Source organism: Flammeovirga sp. AWQ4_249 (assembly GCF_056161045.1).
In genome coordinates this window covers 1-14,210 of sequence record NZ_JBSWYJ010000050.1, presented here as the reverse complement: position 1 = coordinate 14,210, position 14,210 = coordinate 1, and the positions used below count along the sequence as shown (strand labels likewise).

Below are 14,210 nucleotides of genomic sequence, written 5' to 3'. Positions count from 1 at the left end.
TATGAAAGGTCTATCATTTAGAGAGTATTTGAATATGTTTCACAATTATGATGTTAAACCTTTTTCATTTGAACAGATTATTCAAGGAGATATAAATATTGCGAATCTAAAGCACCCTTTACCTCTGTTTCAAGATTATATTAGAAAAGGGTATTATCCTTTTGGTATTGAAGATGAGATTTTTGTAAGGTTAAGCCAAATAATTGCCCAAACATTGGAAGTAGATATCCCGCAGTATGCTAATATGAATATTTCGACTAGTCGGAAATTAAAGCGATTGTTATCTATTATTGTTGAGAGCGTTCCATTTAAACCTAACTTCACAAAAATTGCAGAGATACTAAAAGTAAGCCGTAATTCATTGGATGATTATTTTACCTATATGGAGAAAGCAGGTTTGATTGGGCAATTACGAAATGAAACGAATGGAATAAGAGGTTTAGGAAAAGTAGATAAAGTATATCTCGATAATACCAATTTGGTGCTTAGTTTAGCAGAAGAGAAATCTAACATAGGGAATATAAGGGAAACATTTTTTCTCAATCAAATGCAGGTGAGAAATGAAGTGACATCTTCTAAGAAAGCGGATTTTGTGGTAGAAGATTATACTTTTTTAAAATAGGAGGAAAGAATAAACAGCAAAATCAAATTGAGCAAGATGGGAAGTCATTTGTTGTGAAAGATGATATTGAGTTTGGATACTTGAACGTCTTACCTTTGTGGACTTTTGGATTGAATTATTAAAGAAAGATGTTAAAATCAAAGTTTTTTCAATTATCCTAATCATCAAAATTCGAAGTAAACTATTTTGTCCTCTTTTATTGTGTTTAATTATATGTATTTAGATATAAAGTAGTTAAATAAATCATTTTTATATGTAAAAAGATATAATGAGTGCTTTATCTGAATTTGTGAAACATAGAAGAAAACAGACTGGTTTAACTCAAGAGGAGTTTATGGAAAGGTCTGGTGGCACTTTTACGGTAATAAGAAAAATAGAGCAAGGGAAGACTAATCTCAATCTTGATAAAGTAAATCTTGTATTAAGAATGTTCGGCTATGAACTAGCACCTGATAATAGTCGTGAGTTAAAAGCAGAGGAAGGAAATTTGAATTAGACTATGCTGACTCTGATGAGAAATTTAGAAAAGAAATAGAAATGTATTTGAAATAATAAAGATTTAATATTTCAATTTTTTGTAATCTGAAAAGTTGTGAAAATAGAACCACGTAGATTGATCTAATTTTGTATTTGATGAAAGAAAGAAGAATGTAATGGATTAAATAAAGCCATTTTTTTTCTATGAAACTAAATTGCATATTTTCATTTGTAAATAACTCGATGTCGATATAAAATACACAATGGAAAACTTAAAAGGTAAAAAAGCAATCATTACAGGAGGAGCCCGAGGTTTAGGGAAAGCTACAGCATTGGCCTTTGCAAAAGAAGGAATTCATGTTGCTATTACTGGTCGAAATGAGGAAGTAATGAAAGCTACTGTAGAAGAAATCAAAGCTTTAAATGTCGAAGCAATGTATACTGTATTTGATGTCAGTGATTACAACAGTACACAGATAGGTTTGAAGAAAATTACAGATACATGGGGTGAAGTTGATATTCTAGTTAATAATGCGGGAATCGCTTCTTTTGGTACTGTAAATGAAATGGATGTTGAAACATGGACACAGATAATCAATACTAATTTATTAGGAATGTATTATGTGACAAAAGAAATATTGCCTTTCATGATTAAGAAAAACCAAGGTGATATTTTTAATGTTTCTTCTACGGCAGGGTTAAATGGAAATCCAACTACATCAGCATATTCGGCTTCGAAATTTGGAGTTATTGGTTTCTCAGAATCTCTTATGAAAGAAGTTCGCAAAAATAATATTCGAGTATGTACCTTAACTCCAAGCACGATTGTGTCTGATATGTCAAGGGAATTGGGGATTGTCAATGAAAATGCTTTAGAACGTACTTTACAACCGGAAGATTTTGCAGAATTATTAGTGAGTAGTTTGAAACTTCCTCGAAGAGCAATGTTGAAAGATGCTTCCCTTTGGACAACAAATCCTTAAGGTTTTATGAATTAAATTATAGTATAATATTGGAGAAAGGTTTTAGTAATGTATTCTTACTAAGACCTTTTTCTTTTATGAATAAATGCTATTAAATTGTATTGAAAAATTATACTATAATTAGATCCCAATAATTAACCTATTATGAAATCTCTCGATTTAAAAATCAAAAACAGTAAAGGCATAACGCTCTCTTCTAAATTGGAATTACCCGAAGATGTAGAGACAACAACTTATGCTATTTTTGCACATTGTTTTACTTGTAGTAAAAATTTAAATGCTGTATTCAATATTGCAAAAGCATTGAATTCAATGGGTATTGCTGTATTACGATTTGATTTTACAGGACTAGGTCAAAGTGGAGGTGAATTTGAAGATACAGATTTCACTTCCAATATTCAGGATTTGATTGATGTGGCGAACTATCTTGGTAAAGAATATTTAGCACCAAAGTTAATTATTGGTCACTCTTTAGGTGGGGCAGCAGCAATTTACGCAGGGAAGAAAATTGATTCTATTCAAGCAATTGCTACAATTGGAGCACCTTCAGCTCCACATCACGTTCAACATCTTTTTAAGAGTAGTATCGATGAAATTGTAGAAAGAGGAAAGGCATTAGTAGATTTAGGTGGAAGAGGTTTTACGATTTCAAAACAGTTTGTAGATGATATCAATGCTACTAATATGGAAGAGTTTATGGATAAATTGAGAAAGCCAATTATTATTTTACATTCTCCACAAGATACCACTGTAGAAATAAAAAATGCAGCTGAAATTTACAGTTATGCACATCACCCCAAAAGCTTTATTTCGTTAGATGGAGCTGATCACTTGTTGACGCAGAGTAAGTACTCCCATTATGCAGGCAAAATGATCGCTCAATGGGTATCAATTTATTTATAAAAGAGATTGAAAGGCAGGGATAATTATACCCAAAAGAAGTGAGGAAACAGTCAGAATTTCTAATGAAAATGCTGTTACTTCTTCTAATCTAGAACGATACATTCTTCTTTTTTGAGATTTCATATAACAATATACTAAAAAAGAACTATTGTTTTGTGAAATAAAAATTTCAACATCAAATTGTTAAATGTGATTGTATTATAAAATAAAAAAAAAGGTTACCTCAACACTGAGATAACCTTTCTGGTTTTAGTTTTTATATTCTTAAGCTAGTGTATTAATTCATCCACCACATTTTAGTATCCATTCTGTCTCCTCCAATCTCTGAAGAAGCCTGAGCTCTGTTATCTCCATTTAACTGTTGCTCAGAAGCTGGATAAGTATAGCGTTGGATAATGATATCTGTATTTGGTCCTGATGCAGGAGCAACTAATGGTGCACCACCTAAACGAACAGCTTCTCTCCATCCGTTCACAGGTACATTGTAGTTTGCAATCCATTTTTGAAGACCAATTATTTCTTTATACGTTTTACCAGAAGAGATCAATTGAGAATAATCAACATCTGCTCTAGAAATGTATGCTAAAATGTCTGATTCAGCTACACCCCATTCTTCTAATGATGCTCTCACTGCATTTGTATAATATTGAGCAGCAGACCCTGATACATTATAACCTCCTCTAGCAGCAGCTTCAGCCATCAAGAAATTAGACTCTTGTAATGAGAATAATTTACCAGGTAGAGTAGGATTTTCTAATAAACCTGGTGAGATATGTGAGTAACGAGTATATGTTGTTGCTGGTCCACCATAAGGAATACCTAAATATACACCTGCAATTAATGAATCAGCATTGCCAGTATGATCTTTCATGATATTACCAGTGTTGTCAAAAACAACAGTAGGATTATCATCCATATAAAATTCTCTACGAGGATCATCTAAATCATTCATAGCATCAACCAATGTACTAGCCATATTGAATTCTTTAGGACGATTGCTACCAGTAGGAGAGTAGTATTCAAATACAGGGTTGGCATTAGGAGCAGATCCTCTGTATGGGAATGACATCTCATCTTCTATAGAGTTGATATATCCACTTTCTACAGCCATATCAAAATACTTTACTGAATTTTGAGGATCAGTATCAGCCATACGCATAGCCATACGCATCATTAATGAAGCACCAAACTTATTCCATTGTTCAACATCACCATTATAAACAACATCAGTTGCAGCAAAGACAGTCCCTGAAAGATCTTTGTTTAATACCTCTTCAAGGTTTGATAATAATGAAAGATAAACTGTTTGAGCATCATCATATTTAGGATAAAGTTGAGCTTCAGCGCCTAATGCTTCTGTATAAGGAATATTAGAGAAGAAGTCACTCAATTGCATCCAAGCATAAGCGTCCAAAATCGTAAGGACAGCCATTTGCTTGTCATAATCTTCACCTAATGCTTCTTTTTGAGATTCTACAATAGACTTCGCTTCTTGTAAGTCATTTAATAAAATGTAGTAAAAATCCCAAATTGTACCAGGTACATCACGGTCATTTAATACATATTGCGATTCGTTTACATAAGTCACCTGCATCCAATATTGAGCAAAGAGACGCACATTTGACCAGTTTACACTAGAGTTTTGCTCAACATCTACTAATTTCATTTGTACTGTTGATACAATATAACTAGGGTCAACTTCCACTGGCTTTTTAGGGTCAGTATTAATTTCTTCGAAATCACTTGTACATGAAGCAACAGTTAATAACGATGCAGCTCCAAGTAATGCTGATTTAATATATTTTTTCATAATTGAATTAATTGCTTGATTTGTTAGAACAAGGAAGGAATAAGGATATCCCTTCCTAGAGTACTATAGTTCAGAAACGAGAATTACATCGTTAGATTCACATTGAAACCAAATGTTCTAGTAGTTGGAGTAGCACCTGATTCAAAACCTTGAATATTACCAGAACTTAATGTGATTTCTGGGTCGAAGTATGGCATGTTCTTGTATAGAATAGCTAAGTTTCTACCATACACTCCAACATTTACTCTTGTAAATGGAAGATTAGATAACAATGATTTTGGTAAGTTATAGCTAATAGATACATCTCTTAATTTTACATAAGTTGCATCGTAGATATATTGAGCATCAGGAGTAGCACCATAATAGAATGCTCCACCAAATCCGCTATTGTCAGCATAAATATCATTTGCTGAACCATCTTCTTTTACACCATTCCATAAGTGACCACCACCAGCAGATACTGGATCTCTTCTTGGTACACCATTAGCATTTAAACCAGCAGTTTCTTCATATAAACCAGTCGCTAAACCATACATATATGATTCTGACATGATATCACCACCAAATGAACCATCGATTAGAGCACTTACTGAGAATCCTTTATATGAAACTGAAGTAGTAATACCACCAGTCCAATCTGGCTGCATATGACCAATTACTTCATCTGTTTTTACAGAACCATTTTCATCAGCAGCAATTACATACATACCATTACTACCTACTACTTTTCCACCATTCTCATGGAATGTATAATTAGTACCTTTGATTACACCTAATGGTTGACCAACAGCAGCATTTAATGTTGCACTACCTGCAAAACGACCTAATAATAAGTTATTAACACCATCAGCAAGAGCAGTAACTTCAGAAGTATTCTTAGTGAAATTTACTCCAATATTCCACTCAAAACCATTCGCTAATCTCACTGGAGTAGCATTTAATGTTAATTCAATACCTTTATTGCTTACATCACCAGCATTTTTGAACTGTGAAGTATAACCAGTAGCGGCCGTTGTTTGGACAGCAAGAATTTGGTCCGTTGTTGTTCTATTGTATAATGTTAAATCAAAACCAAATCTTCTTTGTAAGAACATCATTTCTAAACCGAATTCTAATTCGTTTGTTCTTTCAGGCTTTAATTCAGGGTTAAATAAAACTGAACCTGTTGGTGAACCGCTTAAACTGTATTGAGGAACTTCACCAAAGTTTTTATAATGGTTGAAGTAGTTTCTTGTTCTGTAAGGAGAAGTATCGTTACCTACTTGTGCATACCCTAATCTTACTTTACCAAATGAGATAAAGTCACTTTGATTTAATGATTCTAACTCAGTAAAGATAAATGAAGATGAAATAGAAGGATAGAAGAATGAATTATGTGCAATCGGTAATGTTGAAGACCAGTCATTACGTCCAGCTAAATCTACAAATACCATATCTTTCCATCCCAATGAAGCACTTGCATAAATACTTTGCATTTGTCTTTCAGTAACACTTTCACTTACTACATACTCAGGAGATACAGAGTTAGATAATGCATATAATCTATCAACTACCAAACCTCCACGTGTTGAGTTGTATAAGTAGCTTGTATTCTCAGATCTGATATTTCCACCTAATAATGCATTTACTGAGAAGTTTTCTCCAAAACGCTTATTGTAGTTTGTACGTAAGTCAAAGTTTGTTTCAGTACCAGCACGACGAGTAATGCCATACATAGAAGTTTCAATACTACCTTTTGCTACTCTTTCTTCTTGTGATAAGTTATAAGTATCAATTGCTCCAATACCTGAGATCGTCCAACCTTCAGCTAGTTTATAGCTTAGGTTTACATTACCATAAACACGCTCTCTAGCATCATTTTGGAAGTTTTCATAACGTACCCAATATGGATTGTCAAAGAAGAAAGGATCAGGATCGTTAACTCCAATTCTATTCCATGTTATTTGATTTCCTGAAGCATCTTTATAATTTTCTTTCAATCTATGGAAGTCTAAACCAGTTTGGAACCATTGGTTAAACATTTGACCAACGTTTCTTGGATCATATCCTGTACCATTTCTACCTAATGCTTCAACACCAACATATGAACCTGAGAATGAAGCTGTCAAACGATCTGAAAAATCATGTGAAGCACTGAAGTTAATGTTATTTCTTTTCATACTAGAGTTAGGAAGAATACCTGAAATATCCTTATATGTATATCCTAATCTAAATTTCGAAGTTTCATTTCCACCTTCTAAAGCAACAGTATAAGTTTGAGAAACACCTGTTTCATAAAATTCCTCAGGACCATTGTTTGAAGCTGTATATGGTCTAGTTTCACCAAAAGTTGCTGGATTTGTAGGATCAAAACTATCCCAATGTCTAACCATTAAATTTGGATCAAAACGAGGACCAAAAGAAGCATCGTCACCAAAGTTGATAGCAGTATTTCCATTTTCATCTACTTCATAAAAACCTGCTGCTTCTCCACCATAACCAGGACCATATTCTCTTTGGAATTTAGGCATTGTGGCAGTATTGATTCGGTCAAATGCAACATTTGTTCCTACTGTTACACCGATACCCTTACGCTTTGTACCTTTTTTCGTAGTGATTAGAATGACACCGTTTTGGCCACGAGAACCATACAATGCAGTTGCACTTGCACCTTTCAAAACTGAAATAGTTTCAATACTTGCAGGATCAATATCTTGTGATAAATCACCATAATCATAACCACCATAACCTTGATTTTGGCTAGCATCATTCATGTTCGCATTTGATAAAGGTACTCCATCAACAACATATAATGGTTGGTTATTTGAACCAATTGTCGAATAACCTCTAATCACAATGTTTGATGATCCACCCATGTTTCCTGAACTTCTTACTTGAACACCTGAAACACGACCTGAAAGTGAATTTGTGAAGTTCTCACTAGAAGTACCTACAATATCATCACCCTCTACTTTTTGTACTGCATACCCTAAAGATCTTTCTTCTCGAGAAACACCTAACGCAGTTACGACTACTTCATCTAATTGCTCAACATCTTCTTCTAGAGTAATTGAAATGTTAGATTGAGTACCTACATTTTGCTCTAAAGTCTTATAACCAATTAGTTTGAATACTAATACGGGGTTGTCAGATGAAGATAAAAGGCTGAATTTACCATCGATATCAGTAACAGCACCTAAAGTTGTACCTTTAACGATTACAGCTACACCTGGAATTGTCTCTCCCGTAGGAGCTTTTACGACACCAGATATTTTTCTCTCTTGTGCAAAAACAGTAAGTACCATCATACACAGAAGAGACACTAGTAGTAGTGTTTTTCTCATAATAATAATTGGAATTGGAAGTTTAAAGCTGTCCTTAACTTGATTGAAGAGTTAAATTATTTGGACGTTGCTTGTATAATAAATGATAGACAATTTGTTTGAATAATTCTAAATAATTAAGAATATATGTCTTGATTGAAGTCTAACATGGAAAATTCTCATTTTTAATTGTTTTTATTGAAAGCTAAGATGAAAATGAATTTTGTTTTTTCATTAACACATTGCTAATGTAAAGATAAAAACCATAATCCTAAAGTGTTAATCATTGTAAATGAGTCGGTTATCTAGAAAAAATACAATAATAAATTATGATTTGATAACTATTTATTAGAATATTTCAATTAAGTAATAATATATAATATCTGTTAATGTGATAATTTTTGTATTTTGTTATTAAAATTACAATAAAGTAAGTGTATTTGTGTGAGTTGTTTATTATTATACTATTTATGTTGATAAAAATGTAATTTTCACAGCTTTTAATCAATCTATTGTTTAAAAAAGGAATAGTTGATAAGATAAGAGTGTGATGTATTTTGATTGAGTATTTTCAAGTATTTGACTCTAAATTTCTTTTCGTAAATTAAATACGAAAACTAGAGTATAAATCAATGAAAGAAATCAATAATTCAAAACCCATATTAGTTTCTGGTGCAACAGGATATGTGGCAGGGTGGTTAATAAAAAAATTATTTGAAGAAGGAATAACTGTTCATGCTGCTGTAAGAAATCCAGAAAATGAAGCTAAAATAGCCCACCTAAAAAAACTAGCTCATCAATCAAAAGGAACAATCCTTTTTTTTAAGACGGATTTATTAGAAGAAGATTCTTTTAAAGAAGCAATGGAAGGTTGTGAATTAGTTTTTCATACTGCATCACCTTTTCGTGCTGTTGTGGATGACCCTCAAAAGGATTTAGTTGATCCCGCAGTAATTGGAACAAAAAATATCTTAAAGACAGCAACCCAAATATTATCTGTAAAAAGAGTTGTGGTAACAAGTAGTTGTGCAGCAATGTATAGTGATGCTATCGATTGTCAATTGGCACCCAATGGAATTCTTACAGAGGAAGTTTGGAATACTACTGCTTCTATCGATTATCAACCTTATGCTTATTCTAAAACAATGGGTGAAAAGAAAGCCTGGGAAATTGCTGATCAACAAAATCAATGGGATTTAGTGGTTGTAAATCCAAGCTTTGTCATGGGCCCTTCTTTATCACCATTACATAATACATCTGAGAGTTTAAGGATTTTGAAACAAATGGGAGATGGTACTTTTAAAGATGGAATCCCAAATATTGGCGTTGGAGTTGTGGATGTACGTGATCTTGGAACTATACATTATAATGCAGGGTTTACACCTGAAACAAAAGGTAGATATATTGCATCTGCTCACAATACTACTTTCTTTGAAATGACATCTTCTTTATTAAATAAATATGGAGAACTATATCCAATACCTAAACGAAAAATTGGAAAAGATGATCCAAGTATCACTGATGAAGGGTTGAAAAAAAATGTTGATGTCGAATGGAAAGCAGGTCATTCAAAATCTATGAAGGATCTCAAAGCAACTTACAGAGCATTAGAAGAAACAATGATAGATGCCTTTCAGGTTTTGATTGATGCCAAAATAGTATAAAAAAAAGAGTTACACTCCACAATCGGAATGTAACTCAAAGTATTTGAAAATTAGTGTTTTCTTATTCAGCTACAGCATAATCAGTATACCCAACTTTACCAGGAGTGTAGAAAGTATCAAAATTTGGAGCTGCTAATTCTTTATTATTTTCCATTCTTTCTACTAAATCAGGGTTTGAAATAAATAGACGGCCAAATCCAACTAAATCCCCCTTTTCCGATTCAAGTATTTGTTCCGCCTTTTCTTTATCTAAACCTCCACTCGCAATAAAAGTAGCATTAAAGGCAGATTTTAACTTCGTCTTAATTTCTTGAGGAACTTCAGGTGCACCCATTCCACTATGATCAACTAAGTGTAAATAGATAATTCCTAAGTCATTCAAAGCATCAACTAAGGCTAAATATTGCTTATCAATACCTTCAAATGGTCCTAAATCATTAAATACACCATATGGCGAAACTCTTTTCCCAACTTTATCAGCGCCAATTGCATTGACAACAGCTGTTGCTAACTCAATAACAAATCTATTTCTATTTTCAGCACTCCCACCATAATTATCCGTTCTTTGATTGGATATTGGGCTTAAAAATTGATTCAATAAATAACCATTTGCAGCATGTAGTTCTATTCCATCCATTCCACTAGCAATTGCATTTTTTGATGCTTCTACAAACTCTTGAATTGTATTTTTAATGTCTTCTTCATTCATTTCCTCAGGTACAGGGTACGGTTGATTTCCTGCAGTATCAGTATACATTTCACCTTTTAATGCGATGGGAGAGGGAGCTAAAATTCTTGTATTGGGTTCCATATTCAAAGAATGTGAAGCACACCCAGTATGCATCAATTGCATAAATATTTTTCCCTCTTTATCATGAACAGCTTCAGTAACTTTTTTCCAACCATCGACTTGTTCTTGAGAATAAACTCCAGGAATTCTAGCATAACCTAACCTATTGGCAGATGGAGCAACTCCTTCCGTAATAATTAATCCTGCAGAAGCCCTCTGTCCATAATATTCAGCCATTAAATCATTCGGTATATTATTCTCTGCTCTTGATCTGGTCATTGGAGCCATAACTACTCTATTTTTTTATGCTAGTGACCCTAAAGTATAAGGTGTAAATAATTTCATATTAATGTGTAAATTTGTTTATACATTAATCGTTTAAACGTAATTTATGTTTCAATAATATATCTAAAAAATGGTAATCTTATTAAGTTTCTTTTTTATGTGACAGTATCAGTTTTTATAAAAATATATTTGTTAATTTTAAGCTATCATACTTAAAGATTAATTGGAATGAAAACGACTACTTTCATATTATCTTTGTTATTGTTTTTTTATGTGTGCAACAGTATCAAATGCAGATCAACCAAAGAAAAAGAAACCTAATGTTGTATTAATTATGGTTGACGATATCAGTTGGTTATCTTTTGGTACTTATGGTTCCAAATAATATAATACCCCTAACATTGATAAATTAGCACAAGGAGGAATACAATTTAATCATTGTTATTCCACTCCTCTCTGTTCTACTTCTAGGGTAAAACTCATGACTGGAAAATATAATTACAGAAATTTTACACATTTTGGTTACCTAGATCCAAATGAACGAACCTTTGCAAATATGATGAAGGATGCAGGATATAAAACAGTTATAGCGGGTAAATGGCAATTAAACGGTTTATACCACAAACCTGAAGGATATTTGGATAAAACAAGACCCTTTCAAGCTGGTTTTGATGAATATTGTTTATGGCAATTATCAATGAAAGCAATTAAGAAAGATTCAACAAAAATGACGGAACGTTTTTGGAGTGCCCCTCTAGAACAAAACGGAGAATTATTAAATAAAGAAATTACTCAAAATAAATATGCTCCAGATATTATGTCTGATTTTGTATGTGATTTCATTAAGAAAAATCAAAATGAGCCATTTTTTGTCTATTATCCAACAGTTTTAGTCCACGATCCTTTTGTTGCAACTCCAGACAACATTGGAAATCGTTCAAAAGGACAAATTGCAAATCTTGCACCCAATAATCCAAAAGATAGGAAAGAGAATTTTGTTGAAATGGTAAACTATATGGATAAATTAGTTGGTAAAATAATCAAACAATTAGAAGATGTTGGACAGTTAGAAAACACAATTATACTTTTTACGGCAGATAATGGTACAAGCAAAACAATTTCTTCTTCTTGGAATGGTCATAATTATAATGGTGGAAAAGGTACGACCACAGATTTTGGTACGCCTGTCCCTTTGATAGCTTATTGGAAAGGGAATGTAATCCCTTCAGTATCGAATGAATTAATTGAGTTTACAGATTTTTATCCAACTCTTGCACAAATAGCAAATTATAAGTTAAATGAAGATGACCCTCAAGATGGTATTAGTTTCTACCCTCAGTTATTGAATAAAAAAGGGGAAACAAGAAAATGGCAGGTAAATCATTATCAACCTTATTAGTGGAACCAAACAGGAGGGCAATATGTCAGAAATAAAGATTATAAATTATATAGTGATGGTCGTTTTTATCATGTATCAGAGGATATTTTAGAAAAAGAAATTCCGAAGAAATTGAAAATGAGGATAAAAAGTATTTGTCACATTTGCTGAAACAATTACCTCCCGTACCAATTATGAAAAATGGCGAGAAAGCAGTAAAAGCTATTGAGCGCCCAGTTTATCCTGATTGGAAAGATATTGTTGAAATGTATGATTAATTCAAAAGTCCAAGTAATTACGATTGTTTGGACTTTTTGTTTAACTAGAATTAATCAATCCATTTGTCAAATTCAATTCAGAATGATATAAGTTATATAATATATAGGTAGGGTCTTCAATTGAAAAGTTTTGAAATGAACTATGAATCTGTACAACAAAATCTTTAATTGTATTTACGATGATCTAAACCATAAAATAATGTTGTAATCTATCTTCAAGTGATAGTGATGATTTTATATTTTTTCTGCTTTGAATAAAACTTTTTTAGGATCAAAACATGATCGACTTCCTATCAAATCCAATTCTAATCGTTTTTTGTCAGATGTTGCGTGAATTAAATGATACATACTACTAATAGTTCTTTCTAACGCACCTTTTGCATTAAAACCACTTAGAATATTCGCTAAAGTTAAAGAGGCAAAAACATCACCCGTACCATAAACTTCTCCTAATTGAATGATAGGATTATGTAATATATAATAGTTCACACTATCGTATAAAAGGACGCTAAGATGATTTTCTGGAGTTTCTTTTATGTTTAATGAAGTTAGAAATACAAATTCGGGCCCTTTCTCATTTAAAAACTTGGCGACTTTCATAGCATCTTCTAAATTTTCAATTTTTTGCTCGCTCAAATACTCAGATTCAAATTGGTTTGGAGTAATAATATCTGCTACTTCTATTATTTTTTCTTTATAAAGCGGAGGTACTTCTTCACTTATGTAAAAGCCAGCTTCCACATCTCCCATGACGGTATCACAACAGAAAATAGCTTTTGGATTTTCCTGCTTAATTTTTTTGACAATATCATAAACTATACTTCCCGTATCCTTACTACCTAAATATCCTGAAAGAATAGCATCACAAGAAGCATATGTAGTGTGGCGAAAAACACCTTCCAATATTTTCCTTAAATGTTCTCCTGAAAAAACATCACCTGTCCATCCTTCGTATTGAGTGTGTCCTGAAAATTGAACTGTATGTAAAGGCCAAACTTCAAAACCTGAATATTGTAAAGGAAAAACAGCAGCAGCATTTCCTACATGACCATATGTGACATGTGATTGTATGGATAATATATTCTTCATTGATAATGGTTTTATGTCAAATTTTAAGAAAAATAGATATTTCTAAGGTTTTTTCCATCTTAAAATTAAAATTATTAAAGAGAAGAATATTCTTAATGATCTGATAATTAGAAATGTAATTGAATTTATTATTTATGTTCAATTTTATTTAATGTAATTTTTCAAAGAACTTATTGCATTTAAAAAACCTTCTATTACCTTTGCACTCCCTTCAGTAAACGGCTAAGGAAAAACATGATGTGTGTAGAGGCGTATAGCATACATCTAAAGGATTGATAGTCAACTATCTAAATTAGTTTCTAAATAAAACGAAATAGATATTGCAGATTAAATTTCCTTTCTTACCTTTGCACTCGCCTTTAACGAAAGGCATTTAAAACTCCTCTTTTGGAGTAATAAAATACAGTGTTGTAAGAATGAGAATTGACTCAAAAAAAACTTCAAAATTTTTTCAAAAAAGATTTGGAAGTTAAAAAGAAAAGTTCTTACCTTTGCACTCGCTTCTGAAAAACGAAGCAGCTTTAAACAACGGTTTAAGGTAAATAAAAATCTGAATAACAGATCATTGAACTTCGGTTCAAACGTTCTTTTGATGTAATGAAAAAGTAATTATAAGATCAGCGAAAGCG

10 protein-coding genes and 1 pseudogene are annotated in these 14,210 nt (G+C 32.4%); 6 read left to right on the top strand and 5 right to left on the bottom strand.

What is annotated here, in order from left to right:
• The first annotated feature begins 34 nt into the window (after positions 1 to 34).
• The 4 genes from ACXAHM_RS22785 to ACXAHM_RS22770 all read left to right on the top strand — a co-directional run bounded on the left by ACXAHM_RS22785 (position 35) and on the right by ACXAHM_RS22770 (position 2,985).
• The gene (locus tag ACXAHM_RS22785) at positions 35 to 622 is read left to right on the top strand and encodes a DUF4143 domain-containing protein (RefSeq protein ID WP_474965381.1); all 588 of its coding nucleotides are present in this window, start codon (positions 35 to 37) and stop codon (positions 620 to 622) included.
• Positions 623 to 890: 268 nt separating this feature from the next.
• Positions 891 to 1,118, top strand: a complete 228-nt coding sequence (locus ACXAHM_RS22780; protein ID WP_474965379.1) for a helix-turn-helix domain-containing protein — start codon at positions 891 to 893, stop codon at positions 1,116 to 1,118.
• A gap of 244 nt (positions 1,119 to 1,362) precedes the next feature.
• Positions 1,363 to 2,082 carry a 3-ketoacyl-ACP reductase gene (locus ACXAHM_RS22775; protein ID WP_474965375.1) on the top strand — a complete coding sequence of 240 codons (720 nt, stop codon included), beginning with the start codon at positions 1,363 to 1,365 and terminating at the stop codon, positions 2,080 to 2,082.
• Positions 2,083 to 2,226: 144 nt separating this feature from the next.
• Positions 2,227 to 2,985: an alpha/beta hydrolase family protein gene (locus ACXAHM_RS22770; protein WP_474965372.1), complete on the top strand. Its 759-nt coding sequence runs from the start codon at positions 2,227 to 2,229 to the stop codon at positions 2,983 to 2,985.
• Here the strand turns inward: ACXAHM_RS22770 and ACXAHM_RS22765 are convergent.
• The 3 genes from ACXAHM_RS22765 to ACXAHM_RS22755 all read right to left on the bottom strand — a co-directional run bounded on the left by ACXAHM_RS22765 (position 2,980) and on the right by ACXAHM_RS22755 (position 8,118).
• Positions 2,980 to 3,108: a hypothetical protein gene (locus ACXAHM_RS22765; RefSeq protein WP_474965369.1), complete on the bottom strand. Its 129-nt coding sequence runs from the start codon at positions 3,106 to 3,108 to the stop codon at positions 2,980 to 2,982. The two genes, ACXAHM_RS22770 and ACXAHM_RS22765, sit on opposite strands and share 6 nt — an antisense overlap.
• 154 nt (positions 3,109 to 3,262) lie before the next feature.
• Complete coding sequence (locus ACXAHM_RS22760) at positions 3,263 to 4,795, bottom strand: SusD/RagB family nutrient-binding outer membrane lipoprotein (protein ID WP_474965366.1); 1,533 nt, start codon at positions 4,793 to 4,795, stop codon at positions 3,263 to 3,265.
• Positions 4,796 to 4,878: 83 nt separating this feature from the next.
• Positions 4,879 to 8,118 (bottom strand): SusC/RagA family TonB-linked outer membrane protein, encoded by a 3,240-nt coding sequence (locus ACXAHM_RS22755; protein WP_474965363.1) that lies wholly within the window; start codon positions 8,116 to 8,118, stop codon positions 4,879 to 4,881.
• 611 nt (positions 8,119 to 8,729) lie between these two features.
• Between ACXAHM_RS22755 and ACXAHM_RS22750 the strand changes: the two genes are divergently transcribed.
• Positions 8,730 to 9,761 (top strand): NAD-dependent epimerase/dehydratase family protein, encoded by a 1,032-nt coding sequence (locus ACXAHM_RS22750; protein WP_474965359.1) that lies wholly within the window; start codon positions 8,730 to 8,732, stop codon positions 9,759 to 9,761.
• A 61-nt stretch (positions 9,762 to 9,822) separates the two neighbouring features.
• Here the strand turns inward: ACXAHM_RS22750 and ACXAHM_RS22745 are convergent.
• A pseudogene (locus tag ACXAHM_RS22745) lies at positions 9,823 to 10,842 on the bottom strand (alkene reductase); the annotation flags it as partial.
• Between the two features lie 394 nt (positions 10,843 to 11,236).
• Between ACXAHM_RS22745 and ACXAHM_RS22740 the strand changes: the two are divergent.
• On the top strand, positions 11,237 to 12,235 hold the full coding sequence (locus ACXAHM_RS22740) for a sulfatase family protein (protein ID WP_474965469.1): 999 nt from the start codon (positions 11,237 to 11,239) through the stop codon (positions 12,233 to 12,235).
• A gap of 491 nt (positions 12,236 to 12,726) precedes the next feature.
• Here the strand turns inward: ACXAHM_RS22740 and pdxY are convergent, their stop codons facing one another.
• Complete coding sequence (gene pdxY / locus ACXAHM_RS22735) at positions 12,727 to 13,581, bottom strand: pyridoxal kinase PdxY (RefSeq protein ID WP_474965356.1); 855 nt, start codon at positions 13,579 to 13,581, stop codon at positions 12,727 to 12,729.
• Positions 13,582 to 14,210 lie beyond the last annotated feature (629 nt).

Excerpts from the sequence above, each read along its gene's own strand:
- ACXAHM_RS22785 (WP_474965381.1), top strand. The coding sequence starts at position 35 with ATGTTTCACAATTATGATGTTAAACCTTTTTCATTTGAACAGATTATT.
- ACXAHM_RS22780 (WP_474965379.1), top strand. The coding sequence starts at position 891 with ATGAGTGCTTTATCTGAATTTGTGAAACATAGAAGAAAACAGACTGGT.
- ACXAHM_RS22775 (WP_474965375.1), top strand. The coding sequence starts at position 1,363 with ATGGAAAACTTAAAAGGTAAAAAAGCAATCATTACAGGAGGAGCCCGA.
- ACXAHM_RS22770 (WP_474965372.1), top strand. The coding sequence starts at position 2,227 with ATGAAATCTCTCGATTTAAAAATCAAAAACAGTAAAGGCATAACGCTC.
- ACXAHM_RS22765 (WP_474965369.1), bottom strand. The coding sequence starts at position 3,108 with ATGAAATCTCAAAAAAGAAGAATGTATCGTTCTAGATTAGAAGAAGTA.
- ACXAHM_RS22760 (WP_474965366.1), bottom strand. The coding sequence starts at position 4,795 with ATGAAAAAATATATTAAATCAGCATTACTTGGAGCTGCATCGTTATTA.
- ACXAHM_RS22755 (WP_474965363.1), bottom strand. The coding sequence starts at position 8,118 with ATGAGAAAAACACTACTACTAGTGTCTCTTCTGTGTATGATGGTACTT.
- ACXAHM_RS22750 (WP_474965359.1), top strand. The coding sequence starts at position 8,730 with ATGAAAGAAATCAATAATTCAAAACCCATATTAGTTTCTGGTGCAACA.
- pdxY (WP_474965356.1), bottom strand. The coding sequence starts at position 13,581 with ATGAAGAATATATTATCCATACAATCACATGTCACATATGGTCATGTA.